Here is a 19560-nt window from a genome sequence, read left to right as displayed (position 1 = left end):
CCGCACGTGCGCGGCTGGGGGGCTCAGACCACGCGGGTCTTCGGCATCCCCTCGGCGGTCTTCGCCGGGTCGCGTACGACGACGGAGCCGAGCGCGTCGTCGATGCGGGACATCACGTCCGCGTCGAGCTTCACGCCGGCGGCCTTGACGTTGTCGGCGACCTGCTCGGGGCGGGAGGCGCCGACGAGGGCGGCGGCGACGTTGTCGTTCTGCAGCACCCAGGCGATGGCGAGCTGGGCCATGGTCAGCCCGCAGTCCTTCGCGACGGGCTCGAGGTCCTGCACCGCGGCCAGCACCTCGTCACGCATGAAGCGCGAGATCATGTCGGCGCCGCCCTTGGTGTCGGTCGCGCGCGAGCCGGCCGGCGGCTCGGCGCCGGGCTTGTACTTGCCGGTGAGCACGCCCTGGGCGATGGGGCTCCACACGATCTGCGAGACGCCGAGCTCCTTCGACGTCGGCACGACCTCGTCCTCGATGACGCGCCAGAGCATGGAGTACTGCGGCTGGCTCGAGATCAGCTGGAAGCCGAGCTCCTTCGAGAGCTCCACGCCGGCACGGATCTGGTCGGCGGTCCACTCGCTGACGCCGATGTAGAGCGCCTTGCCCTGCCGGACGATGTCGGCGAAGGCCTGCATCGTCTCCTCGAGCGGGGTCTCCACGTCGTAGCGGTGGGCCTGGTAGAGGTCGACGTAGTCGGTCTGGAGGCGCCGCAGCGAGCCGTCGATCGACTCCATGACGTGCTTGCGCGAGAGGCCGGTGTCGTTCTTGCCGCCGGGGCCGGTCGGCCAGTAGACCTTCGTGAAGATCTCGAGCGACTCGCGGCGCTCGCCCTTCAGCGCCTCACCGAGAACGGTCTCCGCCGCGGTGTTGGCGTAGACGTCCGCGGTGTCGAAGGTCGAGATGCCCTCGTCGAGCGCGGCACGCACGCACTGCGTGGCGACGTCGTTCTCGACCTGGGAGCCGTGGGTGAGCCAGTTGCCGTAGGTGATCTCGGAGATCTTCAGTCCGCTGTTGCCGAGGTATCGGAATTCCATTTCTCCGACACTAGCGAGGCGCCGGGCGGAGTCCCCGCCCGAAAGGACGGGTCGGCTCAGTCGAGGACGACGAGGACGTCGCCGTCCTGCACCACGTCGCCCGCGGTCACCTTGATCGCGGTGACGGTGCCGCCGCGCTCGGCGAGCATCGGGATCTCCATCTTCATCGACTCCAGCAGCACGACGGTGTCGCCGGCCTCGACGCGGTCGCCCTCGGCGACCTCGATGGTGAGGACGTTGGCGACCAGCTCGGAGACGATCTCGAGGGAGGTGGGGCGGGCCATGGCGTCGACGCTAGCGGTTACCCGGGCGTACGCACGGATCGAGCGGGACTCAGAGCTCGGCGAAGCGGCGCGGCTCGGGACGGTGCGGCCCGGCCTCCTCGGCGCGGCGCCCGCCGCGACCCTTCGGCCCCGTCAGGGCGAGGTCGGCACGGATCACCAGCCAGCCGAGGACCAGACCGAGGACCAGGGAGTACGCCGCGCGCAGCCCGGCCTCGAGGTAGGAGGTGTCCGGGGAGACGAGCCCCGTCGCGAGCGGGACGGTGGCGGCGACGCCGAAGGCGCAGAACCACCAGCCCTGGCGCCGGCGCGCGCGGACGTGGGTGCCCCACACCAGCGCCGGGATGCCGAGCAGCACCACCAGCGGGCGCGGGAACGCGCCGATGCGGGCCGAGGTCCAGTCGGCGAAGTCGAGGACCGAGGAGACGAAGCTCTGGGCTCCGTAGCGCCGCAGCAGCTCGGCGTACGCCAGGGTCGCGAAGAGGACGCCGAGGCCGATGGCGACGACGATCATCCCGCGCCGGCCGAGGCCGTGGAGGCCGGCGCCGAGGCGGTAGACGATCGCCAGCACGAGGGCGAGGGCGAGGAGCAGGGCGACGATCTCGAACCGCTCGGTCGCGACGGTGGGCTCGAAGCCGACGGCCGCGAAGGCCGCGACCGCCGCGACGAGGGCCGCGATCAGCGCCTCACGGACCGCCTTCAGCCCGGTGATGGCCGGGACCGTCACCATGACGGCGTACACGCTGCCGACCACGCAGGTCATCACCGCGGCGCCCGTGGGCAGCACACGGCCGCCGACCAGCAGGCTGGCGACGCCGAGGACGAGCGCGAGGCCCGCGGACACGAGTGCGCGGCCGGCGGTCCGGGTCGCCAGCAGCCATGACAGGGAGGTGACCACGGCGACCGCACCCGCCCCGTCGAGCCACCCGGGCGCGGCACCGGCCTCGCCCACGGCCGCGACGTCGGTGAGCGCGCCGCTCACCGCCGACCAGCCGAGGGCGGCGGTGCCGAGGATCAGCACGCCGAACCAGAAGGCGAGCAGGGAGCGCCGCGGGCCGTCATGGAGGGTCGTCCCCGTCCCGGCGGGGGCGGTCGACGCCGGGGCCGCGGGGGCCGGAGCGGGTGGTGCCTCCGGCGCCGGCTCGGCGGGTTCCGACGTCACCGCGGGCGGCGGGGGCGCCGGCGGTGCGGCCGGTGGTGGCGCGGTCACGCTCGCGGGCTCGGCCTTCCGGGTCCGCCGCAGCCGCGAGGGCGGCCGCTCGGCAGCCCGTTTGCCGCGGGAGGACCCGCGGGGGCTGTCGGAGGTGGGGGAAGGCACGACCGAGGAGGTTACAGCCGACGATTGGCGAGCGACGGATTGGTGCGGCGGGCCTCGTGGAGGTCGGCGCGGTCGAGGACCGCGTCGAGGACCTGTTCGCGGCCGTCGGCCTCGGCGAGGACGTCGCCCAGCGGGCCGATCACGGCGGAGTGACCGACGTAGCGGGGCTCGGGCTGCCCCGCGCCGACGACGAAGCAGGTGTTCTCGATGGCCCGGGCGGTGAGCAGCGTGCGCCAGTGCGCGACCTTGCGGTCGCCGGGGAGCCACGCCGCCGGCACCACGAGGACCTCCGCCCCGGCGTCGACCAGGCGGCGCGCGAGCTCGGGGAAGCGCAGGTCGTAGCAGGTCATCAGCCCGACCTGCCAGCCCGCCACCTCGACGACCACCGGCTCGATCGCGCCGCCGGTGAGGCGGTCGGACTCGCGGTAGCCGAAGGAGTCGTAGAGGTGGATCTTGCGGTACGTCGCCGGGTGGGCGCCGCCGGCGACGAGGGTGTTGAAGGGCCGGGCCGGGTCGTCCGCGACCTCGAACATCCCGGCCACCACGGTGGACGACGTCGCCTCGGCGACGCGGGCGACCTCGCGGGCGAACGGCCCGTCGACCGGCTCCGCGAAGGCGCTGACGTCGGACCCGGCCTGGCCGAAGTCACGGGCGAAGGCCTCGGGCAGGACGACCAGGTCGGCGCCCGGCTCCACCTCGGCGAGGCGGGCGCGGTTGGCGTCGGGGTCGAGCCCGCTCGCCCACTGGTGGACGCGCACGCGCAGCTGGTCGGGCCGGTCGGACATGGCCCCAGCGTAGGACTGCGAGGATGACGGGATGAACCCTCACCACCCGGCGCCCGCGACCGGCGGGTTCGCGGGCGTGGTGCTGGCCGGTGGCACGGCCGCACGCATGGACGGGGTCGACAAGGCGTCGGTCGAGCTGGCCGGCCGGTCTCTGCTGGACCACGCCGTCGACGCGTTCGTCGACGCCGACGAGGTCGTGGTCGTAGGACCGGACACCGTGCGGACCGCCCGGCCGGTGACCTTCGTCGTCGAGGACCCGCCCCGCGGTGGCCCGGTCGCCGGGCTGCTCACCGGGGTCGACACCCTGCTGCGGGTGCCGCGCCTGGTCGGCGTGCTGGCGGTCGACATGCCGCGCGTGACCGCGGCGACGATGCGGCGCCTGCGCGAGGCGGCGGCCGGCCGGGACGGGGCGTTCCTCGTCGACGGCGACGGACGACGGCAGCTGGCCGGGGTGCTCGACGCGTCCCGGCTGGACGTCGTACGACCCGGGCGGGAGGCGCAGCACGGGATGGCGCTGCACCGCCTGCTCGCACCCCTCGACCTCGCCGGGGTCGCGGCGAGCGGCGAGGAGGCCGTCGACGTCGACACCTGGTCCGACCTGCGCGACCTGCGCGGCTGAGCGCGGCTCCCTTGCCGCACCCGGGTGGGGTGCGAGACATTGGGCTCGTGAACCTCCACGACTGGATCGACGAGCTCGCCGACGTGCTCGACGTCGAGACCGAGGTCGACGAAGGCCTGGTCCTCGACCTCGCCCGCGTGGCCGCGCAGAACGTGCAGAAGACCGCAGCGCCCATCACCGCCTACCTGCTCGGCTTCGCTGCCGGCGCGAGCGACGCGAACCCGGAGCAGGTCGAGCGCCTCGCCGCCCGCGCGCAGCAGCTCGCGGAGAGCTGGGACCGGCCCGCGGACGCGCCCGACCCCGACGACGTCGACGACGAGGTCCCCGACGACTCCTCGGTCGACCACTCCAGCGACCTCTACGAGGACTGATCGCGTGCGCGCTGCCGTCACCAGCGGGGCCGGTGGCCCCGACGTGCTGTCCGTCGGCGAGGTCGACGACCCGCGCCCCGGCGTCGGCGAGGTCCTCCTCGACGTCGCCGCCACGGCCGTCAACCGGGCCGACACCCTGCAGCGGCAGGGCTTCTACCCACCGCCGCCCGGCGCGTCCGAGGTCCTGGGCCTCGAGTGCAGCGGCCGGATCGCCGAGGTCGGCGAGGGGGTCGAGGGCTGGAAGGTCGGCGACGAGGTCTGCGCCCTGCTCGCCGGCGGCGGGTACGCCGAGCGCGTGGCGGTGCCGGTCGGCCAGGTCATGCCCGTCCCGGCCGGCGTCTCCCTCGTCGAGGCGGCCTGCCTGCCCGAGGTCGCCGCGACGGTCTGGTCCAACGTCTTCATGACCGCCCACCTCGACCGGGGGGAGCGGTTCCTCGTCCACGGCGGCGGTGGCGGCATCGGCACGATGGCCATCCAGCTCGCGGCCGCCCGCGGCGCCGAGGTCCACACCACCGCCGGTTCCGCGGAGACCCTCGAGCTGTGCCGCTCGCTCGGCGCGACCCGGGCGATCAGCTATCGCGACGAGGACTTCGTCGAGGTGCTCACCGAGGCCGGGGGCGCCGACGTCATCCTCGACAACATGGGCGCGAAGTACCTCGGCCGCAACGTCACCGCCCTCGCCGCCGGCGGCCGCCTCGTCATCATCGGGATGCAGGGCGGCTCGAAGGGCGAGCTCGACATCAACGCCCTGCTCCGCAAGCGCGCCTCGGTCACGGCGACCTCGCTCCGCTCCCGACCCCTCGTCGAGAAGGCCAAGATCTGCTGCGAGGTCGTGGAGAACGTCTGGCCGCTCGTCACCGCCGGCCGGGTCCGCCCGATCGTCGAGACCACGCTCCCCCTCGACGAGGTCGCCCGCGCCCACCAGCTGATGGACGACGGCGGGCGCGCGGGCAAGATCGTCCTCACCCTCTGACGTACTCCCTCTGTCGCGCTCCTCGAGCGGTGGGTGAGGCACGTTCTCGGCGGGCGGATTCATACGGTCGTTGCAACGCTTCTAGGAAGGAAGCGATGCGATGGGTTTCGTTCACGATGTGGGGACGCGGGATCGGTTCTATGAGCTGGTGTGTGTCGAGGGTGCTTCGTTGACGGCTGCTGCTGCGGCTGTCGGGGCGGGGGTGGGGTCCTCGACACGGTGGTGGCGGCAGGCTTTCGGCATGGATGTTCACATCGCCAAGGGCAAGGTCGGTGGTCCGGTGCATGGGCCGCCGCTGGACGTGCGGCCGGGCCGGTTCTTGACGCTGCCGGAACGGCGGGTGATCGAGTACGGCCTGAGCCGGCACGAGTCGTTGACGCAGATCGCCGCGGGGCTGGGTCGCGACAAGTCCGTGATCAGCCGCGAGGTTGCTCGCAACAAGACCGGCGAGGGGCGCTACGTCGCGGCCGTGGCGCATCTCAAGGCGTTCTTGGCCCGGCGCCGGCCCAAGGAGTTCAAACTCCACAACACCGCGCTGTGTGAGCGGATCGATGAGTGGATGACCAAGCACGGCTGGTCGCCGGCGTTGATCGCGGCGACCCTGCGGGCCGAGGTCGAAGCCCAAGGCGGCAGCAACAATGAGTGGGTGAGCCACGAGACGATCTATCAGGCGCTCTACGTCCAGGGTCGTGGCCATCTGCGTGCTGACCTGCACAAACAGCTGTCCACCCAACGGCCCAAGCGACGCAGCCGGGGCCGGGCTGCCGGGCCGGGCAGCGGGAACCCCTACTCGCAGGCGTTCACCATCAGCGACCGGCCGGCCGAGGCCGCGGACCGTGCGGTGCCCGGACACTGGGAGGGCGACCTGATCGTGGGCCCCTACTCGCGTTCAGCGATTGGGACCCTGGTCGAGCGGGCGACGCGGTTCACGATCCTGCTCCACCTGCCCGGTCGCCACACCGCGCAGGAAGTCGCAGACGCGATGATCCGCGAGATGGGTCAGCTGCCCGAACACCTGCGCCGGTCGCTGACCTGGGACCGCGGCACCGAGATGACTCAGTACGCGCGGATCCAGACCGACCTGAAGATGCCGGTCTACTTCTGTGATCCGCACTCGCCGTGGCAGCGCGGCACCAACGAGAACACCAACCGGCTGCTGCGCCACTGGTTCCCCAAGAGCACCGACCTGCGCCAGTTCAGCATCGACGACCTCCGCGACGCAGCAGACTCCCTCAACGCCAGACCCCGCCCCACCCTGGACATGCGCACCCCAGCGGACGCGCTCAACCGGCTACTCCAACAACAAGCAGCATGACCAACGTTGCAACGACCACTTGACGCCGAGGCGCCCGGAACCTGCGTCACGCACCGCTCCACGAGTCGGCGGCCGCGCGACGCCGTACGTCGGTGACTGACGCACGTTCTCGGTCCCCGGAACCTGCGTCACGCACCGCTCCGAACAGGCGCCGACCGGGGCCCAGGTGGACTTCGGGGCGCCGGACTAGGGTGGCGGCCATGACCGAGCAGCAGCAGCCCGAGCCCACCGACGGCCCCAGCGGCCAGGGGGCGGACGAGGACCAGGTCGTGGTCCTCGGCCCCGACGGCCAGCCCATCGGCACCATCCCGGCGAGCGCGCTCCCGGCGATGACCCAGGTGGCAGGTGCCGGGGACGACGAGGACGGCGACGGCGAGCGCCACATCACCGAGCTGGTCGAGCAGCCGGCCAAGGTGATGCGGATCGGCAGCATGATCCGCCAGCTCCTCGAGGAGGTGAAGGCCGCGCCGCTCGACGAGGCCAGCCGCAACCGGCTCAAGGACATCCACGCCGCGTCGATCAAGGAGCTCGAGACCGGCCTCGCGCCCGAGCTGGTCGAGGAGCTCGAGAGGCTCTCGCTGCCGTTCACCGAGGACGGCACCCCGTCCGAGGGCGAGCTGCGGATCGCCCAGGCCCAGCTCGTCGGCTGGCTCGAAGGCCTCTTCCACGGCATCCAGACCGCGATCTACGCCCAGCAGATGGCCTCACGCGCCCAGCTCGAGCAGATGCGCCGCGCGCTCCCGGCCGGGCATGGCGGGCATCCCGCCCAGGGTCCGCACCAGCCGACCGGGATGCCGACGATGCCGGGCAGCGGCGAGCCGGACGACTCGGCCGGCAGCCGCGGCGGCATGTACCTCTGAGGCCTCAGCCTCGACCCGACGGGCGCGCGAGGCGTCGTACGACGACCAGGCCGAGCGCGCCGACGACGCCGATCGCCAGGGCAGACCACAGCAGGTCCGGCATGGCGGTCCCCTCGGCCTCGACCTCCGACCGACCGGGCAGCGGCGGGGTCCCCGGGCCGAGGACCGCGGTCAGCTTGCCGGCGAAGGCGCCCTCGGCGTCCCACCCGGCATCCTGGCAGTCCTGAAGTGACAGCCGACCGCGCGCATCGACGCTGGCCAGCACGAGCAGCTCGCGATCGAGCGGCAGCCGCTGGTCGCACGTGCTGCCGGTCCGCGGCGCGACGACGTCCTGGGTGCGGCTCACCCGCCCGGCGTGCACGGTGTCGACGGTGAAGCGGTAGACCAGCGCCCCGTCGGCGGCCCGCTCGCTCGTCGCGGTCCCGACGAAGGCCACGTCGGCCCGGTCGGCGTACTGCTGCGGCGACAGACGGGCACAGCTGCACGCCGCGGCCGGGGCCGCCGACCCCAGCACCAGCCCACCCGCGAGCACCGCCAGGACGGCGAACAGGCGGGCGACCACGTCAGCGCGCGAGGCGGCGTACGACGACGAGGCCGAGGAGGCCGATGATCGCGGCCGCCGCGCCGGGTGCCGCCGCGCGGGCGAACCCGGCGGGTGGCGAGTCCTCCACCAGCGTGCGCTGGGCCGTCGGGGGCGGGGGCGGCTCGACCGAGGTGCCCTCGCCGAGGAGCGCCTCGATCTTGGCGACCTTGGTTGGGTTGGCCTCGCTGGTGCCGCTGCAGCTGTCGGCCTCGAAGGGGGCGCCGGTGCCGGTCGCGATGAAGACGTAGGACGTGCCGACGGCCAGCTCGCCGAGGCCGCAGGCGTTCTTCCCACCGGCCGAGAACACCTGGGTGGAGCGCTCCGGCGTGCCCTGGTAGGCCCGCGAGGCGGTGACGTCGTAGGTGTGGTCGTTGCCGGCGACCTCCACGTTGTCGACGGTGCCGATGAAGACGGCGTCGGCGCGCTGGACCTGCTGCTCGAGCCCGCCGGTCCGGTTGCGGCAGGTGCAGTCGGCTGCGGCGGCCGGGGCCTGGACCGTCACCACGAGGCCGAGGCACGCGAGGAGCAGTGCGGCAGCGAGTCGGGCGGCGTGGATCATGGCGGGCAGCCTAGCGAGGGAGGCCGGAGGAGAGGCCGAAGAGGTCGGCGAGCACCGTGGCCACCCCGTCCTCGTCGTGGTGGGGCGCGAGGTGGTCGGCCAGCTCGCGCACCGTCGGGTGGGCGTTGGCCATCGCGTAGGACGTTCCCGCCCACTCCAGCATCGGCAGGTCGTTGGGCATGTCGCCGAAGGCCACCACGTCGGCGGGCCCGAGCCCCATGCCGGCCGCGACGGTGGCCAGCGTGGACGCCTTGGTCACGCCGGCCGCGCTGATCTCCACGAGCGTGCCCACCGACGACCAGGTGGTGACGACTTGCTCGCCGAGGGCGCCGGCCACGAGCTCCCAGTAGGGCTCGGGCTCGTGGTCCTCGTGGCGGGCGAGCAGCTTGACCACGTCGCCGTCGACGAGCTCCTCCAGCGGAGCGGTCGGCACGTCGGGCGCGAGGTTGACGGCCAGCCGTGGCATGAAGTCGGGCTCCTTCGCGAACCCGGTGGTCTTCTCGAGTGCGAAGACGGTGCCGGGCAGGTCGGCGCGCAGCCGCGCCGCGACCTCGAGCAGCACCTCGGCCGGGATGGTCCGGGCGGTGCGCACCTCCCGGCGCGCGACGTCGTACACGATCCCCCCGTTGCTGCAGATCGCGAGCCCGTGCCCGCCGACGGCCTCCCACAGCTCCTCCATCCAGCGGATCGGACGACCTGTGGTGAAGACGACGGGTACGCCGGCCGCGTCGAGCTCGTCGAGGACCGCGCGGGTGCGTGCCGAGACCCGCCCCTCGGAGCCGAGCAGGGTGCCGTCGAGGTCGGTGGCGACCAGCCGCGGCGCGGTCACGAACCGTCCCGGACGGACACGGTGACGGTCAGCAGGTCGCCCTCGGTCACGCCCGCGGCCGTGCGCACCGCCTTCTTGACCGGGAGCACGAAGCTGCCGGAGCCGGCATCGGGGAAGACGCTGGTGTCCCAGGTGGTCGATCCGACCCGGGCGCGCACCCGCACCGAGCCGAAGCCGCGCGGTTCGCCGGCCCGCTCGCGGATCTCGTCGGCGAGGTCGACCGGCAGGGTCACGAAGCACCACGCGCCCGCGTCGGTGGACTCCTTGCGCGCGGTCCACCGCCACAGCTCGGCGGTGAAGGTGACGCCCTCGTCCACGCCTCAGGTGCCCCGCGGGAACCAGCGCGTCATCTCGACCGCGGCGCCCTCGTCGTGGACGGTGGCGGTGACGTCGTCGGCCGCCGCCTTGACCTCGTCGACGGCCTGCCCCATCGCCACGCCGCGACCGGCCCAGCGGAGCATCTCGATGTCGTTGCGCCCGTCGCCGATCGCGAGCACGTCGGCCGCGGACAGCCCCACCTTGTCGCAGACGTGCTGCAGGCCCGACGCCTTCGAGACCCCGACCGGGGAGAGGTCGAGCCACGCGGTCCAGCCGACGACGTAGTCGGTGCCGTGCAGGCCGAGCCTGGCCGCCAGCTCGATGAAGTCGTCGGCGGTCGCCTCGGGGTCGCGGACGATCACACGGCTGACCGGCTCGCCGACGATGTCATCGACGTGGGTGATCACCTGCTCACCCGACAGCTCACCCTCGGGGAAGACCCGGTTGACGCGGTAGCCGCCGACCTCGCGCTCCTCGACCGCGACCAGCGCGTGCGGGTGGTGCTCCAGCACCGCGGCGACGGCCGGGGCGGCGTCGAAGGTCTCCTCGTGGACGACCTCCATGGGCGGGTAGCGGAAGACGACGGCACCGTTGGACGCCACGACCCACAGCTGGTCGGCTTCCTCGCGCGGGATGTCGAGCAGGTCGGCGATGGTCGTCATGCCGTGCGGCGAGCGGCCGCTGGCCAGCACGATGTGGGCGCCGGCGTCGAGCGCGCGGTGCACGGCGTCGTAGACCTCGGGCGTGATGGTCTCGTAGTCCTCGGTCTGCCCGTCGACCCACTTGAGCAGCGTGCCGTCGATGTCGAGCGCGACGACACGGGGAGTCCAGTCAGCCAAGGGGTTTCATCACTTCCAGGCCGCCGAGGTAGGGGCGCAGCGCCTCCGGCACGGTGACCGAGCCGTCCTCGTTCTGGTGGGTCTCCAGGATCGCCACGATGGTGCGCGTGATCGCGGTGAGGGTGCCGTTGAGGGTCGCGACCGGGACGGTCTGGCCCTTCTCGTCGCGGGTGCGGATGTCGAGGCGGCGCGCCTGGAAGTCGGTGCAGTTGGAGGTCGAGGTGAGCTCGCGGTACTTGCCCTGCGTCGGGATCCACGCCTCGCAGTCGAACTTGCGCTGCGCGCTCAGCCCGAGGTCGCCAGCGGCGACGTCGATGACGCGGTAGGCGAGACCCAGCTTGTCGAGGAACTCCTTCTCCCACGCCAGCAGCCGCTCGTGCTCGGCGTAGGACTCCTCGACCGTCGTGTGGACGAACATCTCCACCTTGTCGAACCAGTGCACGCGGATGATGCCCTTGGTGTCCTTGCCGTGGCTGCCGGCCTCCTTGCGGAAGCACGGGCTGAAGGCGGCGTAGCGACGCGGCAGCGAGGCGGCGTCGAGGATCTCGTCGGAGTGGTAGGCCGCCATCGCGACCTCGCTCGTGCCGACGAGGTAGAGGTCCTCGCCCTCGATCCGGTAGACGTCGTCGGCGGCCTGGCCGAGGAAGCCGGTGCCCTCCATGGCCCGCGGCTTGACCAGCGACGGGGCGATGACCTGCGTGAAGCCGGCGTTGCGGGCCTGGTCCATCGCCATGCTGACCAGCGCGAGCTCGAGCTGAGCCCCGATGCCGGTGAGGAAGTAGAAGCGCGAGCCGCTGACCTTGGCGCCGCGCTCGAGGTCGATGGCGCCGAGCAGCCTGCCGAGCTCGATGTGGTCGCGCGGCTCGAAGTCGAACTCCCGCGGCGTCCCGACGTGCTCGAGCACGACGAAGTCGTCCTCCCCGCCGGCAGGCGCCTCGTCGGCGGCCGGGTTGGGGATCGCCTTGATGGCCTCGTCCCACTCGGCCTCGGCGGCGTTGCGCGCGGCCTCGGCCTGCTTGACGCTCGCCGCGAGGTCCTTGACCTGCGCGAGCAGGGCCTGCTTCTCCTCGCCCTGCGCCTTCGCGACGAGCGCACCGCTGGCCTTCTGCTCGGACCGCTTGGCCTCGAAGTCGGCGATCGCCTTCCGCCGCGCGGAGTCGGCCGCCAGCGCCCGGTCCACCACGTCGTCGGACAGTCCGCGCTTGGCCTGGGCGGCGCGCACGCGGTCGGGGTCGTCACGGAGCAGGCGGGGATCGATCACGAATGAAGGCTATCCGTCCGGGCGTGGGGAGGCCCGTCCGGTGTGGGCATACTTCGCGGGTGACTCCCGCCTCTCGCAACCGCGCCCTCGGTGGGGCAGCCCTCGTGGCAGCCCTGTTCGCGGTCCTCGGCTTCTTCGTGACCCGTGACCGGGCTCCGCTCGACACCTTCGACGTGGAGGGCCGGCGCCTCGAGGACTGGGCCGACGACCACGCGCTGCTCATCGACGGGCTGCGGTTCGTGGAGGTCGCCTTCGGGACGATCGGGATGACCGTCCTCACCGTCCTGCTGGCGCTCTGGCTGCTCCTGCGACGCCACCGCTGGGCGGCGCTCCTGGTCGTCGTGGTGATGTCGGTGACCTCGCTCGCGACGACGGGCCTCAAGCACTGGCTCGGCCGCGACCGCCCGGACTGGCAGGACACCCTCGGCCTGCACGCCAACTTCAGCTTCCCGTCGGGCCACGCGTCGTCCACGGCAGCCTTCGCGGCGCTCCTGATCATGCTGCTCGTCCTGTTCGTACGTCGTACGTCGCTGCGCCGGCTCGGCATCGCCGCGGTCGTCGCGTGGTGGCTCGTCGTGGCGCTGGACCGCGTGCTCCTGGGCCGGCACTTCCCCAGCGACGTCATCGGCGGCCTGCTGCTGGGCCTGACGGTCTTCCTGCTCACGCTGGCCTTCATCGACCCGCGGCCGCGCTCGATCGCGGCGAAGAGCGAGCCGCTGCCGGAGGTCTACGCCTCGGAGAAGCGGCTGGCGGTGATCCTCAACCCCATCAAGGTCGAGGACGTCGGCCAGTTCCGCTCCCTCGTCGCCGGGATGGCCCAGGAGTCCGGCTGGTCCGAGCCGGCCTGGCAGTACACGACCGTCGAGGACCCCGGCACCGGCATGGCCGAGCGCGCCGCCGTCGCCGGGGCCGACCTGGTCATCGTCTGCGGCGGCGACGGCACCGTGCGCGAGGTGTGCGCCGAGCTCGCCGGCACCGGCATCCCGGTGGGCATCGTCCCGGCCGGCACGGGCAACCTCCTCGCCCGCAACCTCGGCATCCCGCTCTACATCCGCTCCGCGGTCGACATCGCGCTCAACGGCCAGGACCGGGCCATCGACATGGTCGAGGTCGGCGGCGACGGCATCGAGGACACCCACTTCATGGTGATGGCCGGGATGGGCTTCGACGCCGCGATCATGGAGGGCGTCAACGAGGACATCAAGAAGAAGATCGGCTGGGTCGCCTACGTCATCTCGGGCCTGAAGTCGCTGATGTTCCCGGCGGTCCGGGTCGAGATCCAGATCGACGACGACGAGCCCACCAGCCACCGGGCCCGCACGGTCCTCGTCGGCAACGTCGGCTTCCTCCAGGCCGGCATGCCGCTGCTGCCCGACGCCACCATCGACGACGGCGTGCTCGACGTGGTGATCCTGCACCCCCGCAAGTTCCTGTCGTGGATCCCCCTCGCCGTGCGGGTGCTCGCGAAGAGCCAGACCGTCGACGAGCTGATCGACCGGCGCACCGGCTCGCGGGTCCGGATCACGGCCGCCACCGACACCCCCCGCCAGCTCGACGGCGACTCCATCGGCGAGGGCCGCGAGCTCCGGATGGAGTGCATCCACGGCCGCCTGCTGGTGCGCGTGCCGCGCTGAACCTCTGCCGCAACGCCTCAGGGACGGGCGTGCTCGATCGCCTCCTCCTCCTCGGGCGAGAGCTGCTGCCCGCACGACCAGGAGGAGATCGACTTGGCGTAGGTGCGGGCCTCGCTGCGGCCGTGGATCGAGGTCAGCACGACCCCGTGGCCGGCGTCGTCGAGCACGGCGAGGCTCCAGCTGAGGTGGCCGCCGACGTCGCCGAACGCGTCGTAGCGCACCACCGACAGGTGCCGCAGCGCGTCGGCGCTCTCCGCCTTGAGGGCAGCGACCTCTTGCCGCAGGCCGTGCACGTCCTCGGGCAGCGCGTCGACGCCTTCCCCACCGGTGCGGGTCGTCGTACGACGGAGGGCGAGCGCGGCGAGCGCGCAGGCAACGGCGGCGAGGACGACGGCGACGACATCGAGCATGCGCTGACCCTATGTTCGGGGGGCGGTCACGGCCCGTCGGACACCCCCGGAGGTGACACACTCGCCGACGTGACCCGTCGCATCGCCTACCAGGGAGAACCCGGCGCCAACTCCCACCTGGTGTGCCAGCAGGCCTATCCCGACTGGGAGCCGCTCGCGTGCGCGTCGTTCGAGGACGCCTTCGCCGCCGTGGAGACGGGCGAGGCCGACCTCGCGATGATCCCGATCGACAACTCGATCGCCGGCCGGGTGGCCGACATCCACCACTTCCTGCCGACCTCCGACCTGCACATCGTGGGCGAGCGGTTCCTGCGCATCCAGTTCTCCCTGATGGCCTTGCCGGAGGCGAGCATCGAGTCGTTGCGCACCGTGCACAGCCACGTCCACGCGCTCGGCCAGTGCCGCGGGGTGATCCGCGAGCTCGGCCTCACGCCCGTCGTGGCCGGCGACACCGCGGGGGCCGCCCGCGAGGTCGCGGAGTCCGGTGACCCGACCCAGGCCGCGATCGCGCCCCCGCTGGCCGCGGAGATCTACGGCCTGCAGGTGCTGCGCGAGGAGATCGAGGACGAGGACCACAACACCACGCGCTTCGTGGTCCTCTCGCGCGACTTCGAGCAGGCGCCGTCCGGCAACGGACCGGTCGTGACGACGTTCATCTTCAACGTGCGCAACCTCCCGGCCGCGCTCTACAAGGCACTCGGCGGCTTCGCGACCAACGGCGTCAACATGACCAAGCTGGAGAGCTACATGGTCGGGGGCCACTTCACCGCCACCCAGTTCCTGGCCGAGGTCGACGGCCACCCCGACGACCCGGGGGTGCGCAACGCGCTGGAGGAGCTGGCGTTCTTCACCACCGAGGTCAAGGTGCTCGGCGTCTACCCCGCCGATGCCTTCCGTGCCGAATAGCTGGTCGCGCAGAGCGGCTGACACACTCCCCCGGTGATCGATCCCCTGGTGGTGGCGCTGGCCTTCGGCGCGATCTTCGTCGTCGAGCTGCCCGACAAGACCTTCATCGCCACGCTGGTGATGTCGACCAAGATGCGTCCGCTGTTCGTGTGGATCGGCGTCGCGCTCGCCTTCCTCGTGCAGACCGGGGTCGCGGTCGGCATCGGCAAGGCCGCGTCGTTCCTGCCGGAGCAGCTGATCCACACCGTCGCCGCGCTGATGTTCGTGATCGGCGCGATCATCCTCTTCCGGGCCGCGCGCACCGCCGACGCCGACGAGGGCGCCCAGGAGGACGAGTACGCCGCCAGGGCCGACTCCGGCGCCCACGGGTTCAAGGTCGTCGTGACGTCCTTCCTGGTCCTCTTCGCCGCCGAGTGGGGTGACCTCTCACAGCTGCTGACGATCTCGCTCGTCGCCAAGTACGACGACCCGGTGTCGGTCTTCCTCGGCGCCTGGGGTGCGCTGCTGGCGGTCTCCGGCCTCGCGGTCATCGTCGGCCGACTGCTCCTCCAGCGGGTGCGGCTCTCGGTGCTGCACTACGTGGGTGCGGCCGTCTGCGTGCTCATGGCAGCCTTGACGGTGTGGGAGATGACGCGCTGAGCGACCCGCTGGTCGCAGCTGTCCGGGATCGCTTCGTCGCCGTCAACGGGGACCACCCGATGACCGACGAGGACGACGCCTACGTCCGCGAGCACTTCGTCGCGGCCACGCCCGCGGCGATGGAGCAGATGCTGGCCGGTCGCCTGCCGCTGCCGTCGTACGTGCTCAGTGACGGGACGCCGATGGTGCCCGCCGACCACGGCGCCCTCGCCGAGCTCGCCGGTGGTGTCGACCGGCTGCGTGACTGGTTCCTCGCGTTCTGGGCCGACGACACGGCCACCGGTGAGGACGAGTGGGGTCACTACCTGTCCGGGCAGTACGTCTGCCTGCGCGAGGTGACGCCGATCCGGATCCGGATGAAGACCGCGCGCGTCGCCGAGGCGTCGGCCGCGGTCGAGGTCCTGCGCCGCGACCCCCACGACCCGGTCGGCCGCGGCCTGCTCGGCCAGGCCGTCGACGGCGTGCTGGCCGTGCCCGGGCTCGACGCGATCCTCCTGCCGATGACGGCGTACGACCGGCTCCGCTTCGGTGGCCCCACGGTCCGGGAGAGGTGGGTCGACGCCCCGCGCGCGGAGTTCCTCACCCCCGTCCCGCCGGTCTGGCCGCTGCGCACCGAACGTCTCGTGCTGCGGCCCTTCGAGCCCGCCGACGCCGACGCGTTCGCCGTGGGGTGGGCCTCGGAGGAGTGGACCAGCCTGCTGCTGAGCCGACCGATGAACCGTGCCGAGGTCGGCGAGATGGTCCGGCGGCGCATGGACCCCGGCGACGGCACGTTCGTCGGCCTCGTCGTCGCCACTCACGACGGCACCGTGGTCGGCGACTCGATGCTGCACCTCCAGGGCACCGGCCTCACCGAGGGCGAGATCGGCTGGACGATCCTCCCCGGGTCCGGTGGCCACGGGTACGCCACCGAGGCCGCCCGCGCCGTGCTGCGCCTCGGCTTCGAGCACTTCGGCCTCCGGCGGGTCGTCGCGAACCTCGACGCCCGCAACGACCGCTCCGCCGCCCTCTGCGAGCGCCTCGGCATGCGCCGCGAGGTCCACCGCCTCGGGGACTTCTGGTCCAAGGGCGCCTGGACCGACTCCTACGAGTACGCCCTCCTCCGCGAGGAGTGGCGGGCGCTGGGCTGACCGCCCGCGGTCGGGTCCGGCCCCAGCTGCCGCCGCCAAGCCGTCGCACGTGCGGCGGATGTGGCCCTCAGATCGGCGTTTGCGGGGCCAGAACCGCCGCACGTGCGAGCGGTGCTGTGGATGACGCCCGCGGTCCGCGCCGAGATCCGGGCACCATCCGGGGATGGACTTCGACCCGAGGAGACCCTTCCAGCGTGGCACCGCACTCGCGGCCGGCGTGAGCGCCAAGGAGCTGCGCGGGCCGGGCTACCGGCTGGTGCTGCCGGGCACCTACGTCGCCGAGACGACGGTCGTCACGCCCCGTGTCCGCGCCCGGGCCGCCTTGATGCCGTACGACGGGGTGGCGTGGGCGAGCCATGCCTCGGCAGCTCGGGTGTACGACCTCCCGATCCCGACGATCGGCGACGAGCACGTGAGCGTCCCCCGGGCGGGACTCCGCCGCCGGCACCGAGGCGTGAAGGTCCACGTCGGTCGGCACACCGCCACCCGCGTGGTCAACGGCGTACGGGTGACCGAGCCACTGATGCTGTTCGTCGAGATGGCGGAGCAGCTGACGCTGGTCGACCTCGTCGTCCTCGGGGACGCGATGGTCCGGCGACGGCTCGTCACCCCCGAGGCCCTGGTCCGGTTCTGTGCAGAGGTCCGGCACAAGGCCTCCTCACCGGCGGCACGGGCGGCCGCCTTCGTCCGGCGTGATGTCGACTCACCGATGGAGACGCGGCTGCGCATGCTCATCGTGCTCGCCGGACTGCCCGAGCCGGTGGTCAACCTCAAGGTGCGCGACGAGGTGGGCGACGTGATCCGCAAGTACGACCTGAGCTACCCGGCGATCAAGGTCGCGGTCGAGTTCAACGGCAAGCTCCATGTGCTCGTCCCGGGGGCGTGGGAGGCCGATCTCGAGCGCCGCGACGCGGTCGACGACTCGCACTGGCGACTGCTGCCCGTCATCAGCTCCGGCATCCACGCCACACCTGATCACACCCTCCGCCGCATCCACCGCGTGCTCCTCGCCCGCGGCCTGCCCGGCGTACCCCTCCGCCTGGGAGACGGCTGGCGGCCCCACTTCCCGGGCCACGCCGACGCCGCGTGAGCACGTGCGGCGGATCTGGCCCTCGATTCGCCCGTTTCGGGGCCAGATCCGCCGCACGTGCGCGGCGGGTGAGCGCCGCTTCCGCGCACGACGCCCGCGCACGGCAGCGCTAGAGTCCCGCCTATGCCCAACCCCACCACCGGCACCCCGCACGGAGCCGACAGCGAGGTCGGCCGCCTGGCCACCGTCATGCTCCACCGCCCCGGCAACGAGCTCAAGCGTCTCACGCCCCGCAACAACGACCGGCTGCTGTTCGACGGCATCCCGTGGGTGAGCCGGGCGCAGGAGGAGCACGACGCGTTCGCGGAGACGCTGCGCCACCGCGGCGTGGAGGTGCTCTACCTGACCGAGCTGCTCACCGAGACGCTCGAGAGCGAGATGGCCCGCAACCACGCCATCACGAGCGCGCTGTCAGGGCTGCACCTCGGCGACACCATGCGCCGCTACCTCGCGCAGGCGCTGCGCGACCTCGCGCCGGCCGAGCTGACCGACGTCCTGACCGCGGGCATCCGCAACGACGAGGTCAAGGGCGGGCACGGGCTCGTCACCAGCCTGCTCGACCCCCACGACTTCCTCATCGACCCGCTGCCCAACCTGCTCTTCACCCGCGACTCGAGCGTGTGGGTGCGCGACCGGGTGGCCGTCACCAGCCTCGCGATGCCGGCCCGCAAGCGCGAGACGCAGCTGACCGAGCTGATCTACACCGAGCACCCGCGCTTCGCCGGCACCCGCAAGATCCACGGCTGGCACAACGAGCACGTCGAGGGCGGCGACGTCCTGCTCCTGGCGCCGGGCGTGATCGCCGTCGGCGTCGGGGAGCGTACGACGCCCGCCGGGGTCGAGCGGCTCGCCCGCCAGGTCTTCCACGCCGACCTCGCCCACACCGTGCTGGCCGTGCCGATCGCGCAGGAGCGCGCGACGATGCACCTCGACACCGTCTGCACGATGGTCGACGTCGACAAGGTCGTGATGTACCCCAACGTCGCCGACACGCTCCGCGCCGTGACCGTCACCCTCGACGACCCGGGCTCGGGCGAGTCCGACCTCAGCCTGAGCGTCAGCGGCTACGAGCCCTTCCTCGTCGCCGCGGCCAAGGCCATGCAGATCGACACCCTCCACCAGATCGACACCGGCCTCGACCCGGTCACCGCCGAGCGAGAGCAGTGGGACGACGGCAACAACACCCTGGCCCTCGCGCCGCGGGTGGCGGTCGCCTACGAGCGCAACGACGAGACCAACGACCGGCTCGAGGACGCCGGGATCGAGGTCGTCCGGATCGCCGGGTCGGAGCTCGGCTCGGGACGCGGCGGCCCGCGCTGCATGAGCTGCCCGATCTCCCGCGAGCCCCTGCACGCGGACTGACGCCGGACTGACGCCGACCGGACCGGACCGGCGCGTCACGTTCGCCGGTGTGCTTCGTTGACGAGGCATGACTGACTCGATCCTGGACGGGCTCGGGCCCGCCGACGTCGAACGCGTGCTGGCAGCCGGTCGTCCGCTCACGCTGCCGCAGGGCTGGTCGCCCATCGCCGAGAGCACCCCGGCCGACAAGGCGTACCTCATCACCGAGGGCGAGGTGTCGGTCCGCAGGGGTGGTGTCGAGATCGCCACCCTCGGACCCGGCTCCGTCGTCGGCGAGGCGGCCATCGTCAACCGCACCCTGCGATCGGCGACCGTCGTCGCCCTGACACCGCTCCGGGTCGTCCACTTCACGAGCGACACGATCCATCAGCTGGTCGAGCAGGTGCCGGCCTTCGGCGCCGCCCTCCGCGCGGCGGCAGCCCGGCGCCTCGAGGGGAGCTGAGG

Annotated in this window: 23 protein-coding genes; 12 read left to right on the top strand and 11 right to left on the bottom strand. The window is 72.5% G+C overall.

Annotated elements, in window-relative coordinates; genetic code table 11:
* Positions 1-23: 23 nt before the first annotated feature.
* From ACNKF0_RS00690 to ACNKF0_RS00675, 4 genes are read right to left on the bottom strand one after another with little or no spacing between them, the layout of a single operon-like run.
* Entirely contained in the window at positions 24-1034 is a 1011-nt protein-coding gene (locus ACNKF0_RS00690) for an aldo/keto reductase family protein (protein WP_416955055.1), read from the bottom strand.
* Positions 1035-1090: 56 nt separating this feature from the next.
* A complete protein-coding gene (locus ACNKF0_RS00685) occupies positions 1091-1318 on the bottom strand; it encodes a biotin/lipoyl-binding carrier protein (protein WP_299930591.1) in 228 nt (75 codons plus the stop codon).
* Positions 1319-1367: 49 nt separating this feature from the next.
* The gene (locus ACNKF0_RS00680; RefSeq protein WP_416955054.1) at positions 1368-2633 is read right to left on the bottom strand and encodes a hypothetical protein; all 1266 of its coding nucleotides are present in this window, start codon (positions 2631-2633) and stop codon (positions 1368-1370) included.
* A gap of 11 nt (positions 2634-2644) precedes the next feature.
* Positions 2645-3418: a carbon-nitrogen hydrolase family protein gene (locus ACNKF0_RS00675; RefSeq protein WP_416955053.1), complete on the bottom strand. Its 774-nt coding sequence runs from the start codon at positions 3416-3418 to the stop codon at positions 2645-2647.
* A gap of 31 nt (positions 3419-3449) precedes the next feature.
* Between ACNKF0_RS00675 and mobA the strand changes: the two genes are divergently transcribed.
* From mobA to ACNKF0_RS00650, 5 genes are all read left to right on the top strand, one after another.
* Positions 3450-4037, top strand: a complete 588-nt coding sequence (gene mobA, locus ACNKF0_RS00670) for a molybdenum cofactor guanylyltransferase (protein WP_416955052.1) — start codon at positions 3450-3452, stop codon at positions 4035-4037.
* A gap of 47 nt (positions 4038-4084) precedes the next feature.
* Positions 4085-4408, top strand: coding sequence for a DUF6457 domain-containing protein (locus ACNKF0_RS00665; protein WP_172257512.1), 324 nt, complete (start codon positions 4085-4087; stop codon positions 4406-4408).
* Positions 4409-4412: 4 nt separating this feature from the next.
* A complete protein-coding gene (locus ACNKF0_RS00660) occupies positions 4413-5381 on the top strand; it encodes an NAD(P)H-quinone oxidoreductase (RefSeq protein ID WP_416955051.1) in 969 nt (322 codons plus the stop codon).
* A gap of 100 nt (positions 5382-5481) precedes the next feature.
* Entirely contained in the window at positions 5482-6696 is a 1215-nt protein-coding gene (locus ACNKF0_RS00655; protein ID WP_416955050.1) for an IS30 family transposase, read from the top strand.
* A gap of 200 nt (positions 6697-6896) precedes the next feature.
* Positions 6897-7556 (top strand): bacterial proteasome activator family protein, encoded by a 660-nt coding sequence (locus ACNKF0_RS00650; protein ID WP_416955049.1) that lies wholly within the window; start codon positions 6897-6899, stop codon positions 7554-7556.
* Positions 7557-7560: 4 nt separating this feature from the next.
* Here the strand turns inward: ACNKF0_RS00650 and ACNKF0_RS00645 are convergent, their stop codons facing one another.
* Genes ACNKF0_RS00645 through serS form a run of 6 tightly spaced genes read right to left on the bottom strand, consistent with a single transcriptional unit; the run spans position 7561 to position 11945 of the window.
* The gene (locus ACNKF0_RS00645) at positions 7561-8118 is read right to left on the bottom strand and encodes a hypothetical protein (RefSeq protein WP_416955048.1); all 558 of its coding nucleotides are present in this window, start codon (positions 8116-8118) and stop codon (positions 7561-7563) included.
* A gap of 1 nt (position 8119) precedes the next feature.
* Entirely contained in the window at positions 8120-8698 is a 579-nt protein-coding gene (locus tag ACNKF0_RS00640) for a hypothetical protein (RefSeq protein ID WP_299930569.1), read from the bottom strand.
* A 10-nt stretch (positions 8699-8708) separates the two neighbouring features.
* Positions 8709-9527: an HAD family hydrolase gene (locus tag ACNKF0_RS00635; RefSeq protein ID WP_416955047.1), complete on the bottom strand. Its 819-nt coding sequence runs from the start codon at positions 9525-9527 to the stop codon at positions 8709-8711.
* Positions 9524-9844 (bottom strand): DUF1905 domain-containing protein, encoded by a 321-nt coding sequence (locus tag ACNKF0_RS00630; RefSeq protein ID WP_416955046.1) that lies wholly within the window; start codon positions 9842-9844, stop codon positions 9524-9526. Before ACNKF0_RS00630 ends, ACNKF0_RS00635 begins: the two co-directional genes overlap by 4 nt.
* Positions 9845-9847: 3 nt before the next feature.
* A complete protein-coding gene (locus ACNKF0_RS00625; RefSeq protein WP_299930560.1) occupies positions 9848-10684 on the bottom strand; it encodes an HAD family hydrolase in 837 nt (278 codons plus the stop codon).
* On the bottom strand, positions 10677-11945 hold the full coding sequence (gene serS, locus ACNKF0_RS00620; RefSeq protein ID WP_416955045.1) for a serine--tRNA ligase: 1269 nt from the start codon (positions 11943-11945) through the stop codon (positions 10677-10679). The genes ACNKF0_RS00625 and serS overlap by 8 nt, the downstream gene beginning before the upstream one ends.
* A gap of 59 nt (positions 11946-12004) precedes the next feature.
* On the opposite strand from serS, the gene ACNKF0_RS00615 reads away from it, so the two are divergent.
* Complete coding sequence (locus ACNKF0_RS00615; RefSeq protein WP_416955044.1) at positions 12005-13579, top strand: YegS/Rv2252/BmrU family lipid kinase; 1575 nt, start codon at positions 12005-12007, stop codon at positions 13577-13579.
* Positions 13580-13596: 17 nt separating this feature from the next.
* Here the strand turns inward: ACNKF0_RS00615 and ACNKF0_RS00610 are convergent, their stop codons facing one another.
* The gene (locus ACNKF0_RS00610) at positions 13597-13989 is read right to left on the bottom strand and encodes a DUF4446 family protein (RefSeq protein WP_416955043.1); all 393 of its coding nucleotides are present in this window, start codon (positions 13987-13989) and stop codon (positions 13597-13599) included.
* Between the two features lie 69 nt (positions 13990-14058).
* On the opposite strand from ACNKF0_RS00610, the gene ACNKF0_RS00605 reads away from it, so the two are divergent.
* The 6 genes from ACNKF0_RS00605 to ACNKF0_RS00580 all read left to right on the top strand — a co-directional run bounded on the left by ACNKF0_RS00605 (position 14059) and on the right by ACNKF0_RS00580 (position 19558).
* Positions 14059-14895 carry a prephenate dehydratase gene (locus ACNKF0_RS00605; protein ID WP_299930549.1) on the top strand — a complete coding sequence of 279 codons (837 nt, stop codon included), beginning with the start codon at positions 14059-14061 and terminating at the stop codon, positions 14893-14895.
* A 33-nt stretch (positions 14896-14928) separates the two neighbouring features.
* A complete protein-coding gene (locus ACNKF0_RS00600) occupies positions 14929-15534 on the top strand; it encodes a TMEM165/GDT1 family protein (RefSeq protein WP_299930546.1) in 606 nt (201 codons plus the stop codon).
* Positions 15516-16664, top strand: a complete 1149-nt coding sequence (locus tag ACNKF0_RS00595) for a GNAT family N-acetyltransferase (protein WP_416955042.1) — start codon at positions 15516-15518, stop codon at positions 16662-16664. The genes ACNKF0_RS00600 and ACNKF0_RS00595 overlap by 19 nt, the downstream gene beginning before the upstream one ends.
* A gap of 163 nt (positions 16665-16827) precedes the next feature.
* Entirely contained in the window at positions 16828-17754 is a 927-nt protein-coding gene (locus ACNKF0_RS00590; RefSeq protein WP_416955041.1) for a hypothetical protein, read from the top strand.
* Positions 17755-17877: 123 nt separating this feature from the next.
* Positions 17878-19116 carry an arginine deiminase gene (locus tag ACNKF0_RS00585; protein ID WP_416955040.1) on the top strand — a complete coding sequence of 413 codons (1239 nt, stop codon included), beginning with the start codon at positions 17878-17880 and terminating at the stop codon, positions 19114-19116.
* 67 nt (positions 19117-19183) lie between these two features.
* Positions 19184-19558, top strand: coding sequence for a cyclic nucleotide-binding domain-containing protein (locus tag ACNKF0_RS00580; protein ID WP_299930535.1), 375 nt, complete (start codon positions 19184-19186; stop codon positions 19556-19558).
* Positions 19559-19560: the final 2 nt, after the last annotated feature.

The sequence above is a fragment of the Nocardioides sp. T5 genome (assembly GCF_048161455.1).
GTDB lineage: Bacteria > Actinomycetota > Actinomycetes > Propionibacteriales > Nocardioidaceae > Nocardioides.
Note: the sequence above shows the minus strand (reverse complement) of the source record. Positions and strands in the feature narration are given on the sequence as shown.

Bases quoted from the DNA above. Each gene is read 5' to 3' on its own strand.
- ACNKF0_RS00690 (WP_416955055.1), bottom strand. From the start codon at position 1,034: ATGGAATTCCGATACCTCGGCAACAGCGGACTGAAGATCTCCGAGATC.
- ACNKF0_RS00685 (WP_299930591.1), bottom strand. From the start codon at position 1,318: ATGGCCCGCCCCACCTCCCTCGAGATCGTCTCCGAGCTGGTCGCCAAC.
- ACNKF0_RS00675 (WP_416955053.1), bottom strand. From the start codon at position 3,418: ATGTCCGACCGGCCCGACCAGCTGCGCGTGCGCGTCCACCAGTGGGCG.
- mobA (WP_416955052.1), top strand. From the start codon at position 3,450: ATGAACCCTCACCACCCGGCGCCCGCGACCGGCGGGTTCGCGGGCGTG.
- ACNKF0_RS00655 (WP_416955050.1), top strand. From the start codon at position 5,482: ATGGGTTTCGTTCACGATGTGGGGACGCGGGATCGGTTCTATGAGCTG.
- ACNKF0_RS00650 (WP_416955049.1), top strand. From the start codon at position 6,897: ATGACCGAGCAGCAGCAGCCCGAGCCCACCGACGGCCCCAGCGGCCAG.
- ACNKF0_RS00640 (WP_299930569.1), bottom strand. From the start codon at position 8,698: ATGATCCACGCCGCCCGACTCGCTGCCGCACTGCTCCTCGCGTGCCTC.
- ACNKF0_RS00610 (WP_416955043.1), bottom strand. From the start codon at position 13,989: ATGCTCGATGTCGTCGCCGTCGTCCTCGCCGCCGTTGCCTGCGCGCTC.
- ACNKF0_RS00590 (WP_416955041.1), top strand. From the start codon at position 16,828: ATGGACTTCGACCCGAGGAGACCCTTCCAGCGTGGCACCGCACTCGCG.
- ACNKF0_RS00585 (WP_416955040.1), top strand. From the start codon at position 17,878: ATGCCCAACCCCACCACCGGCACCCCGCACGGAGCCGACAGCGAGGTC.
- ACNKF0_RS00580 (WP_299930535.1), top strand. From the start codon at position 19,184: ATGACTGACTCGATCCTGGACGGGCTCGGGCCCGCCGACGTCGAACGC.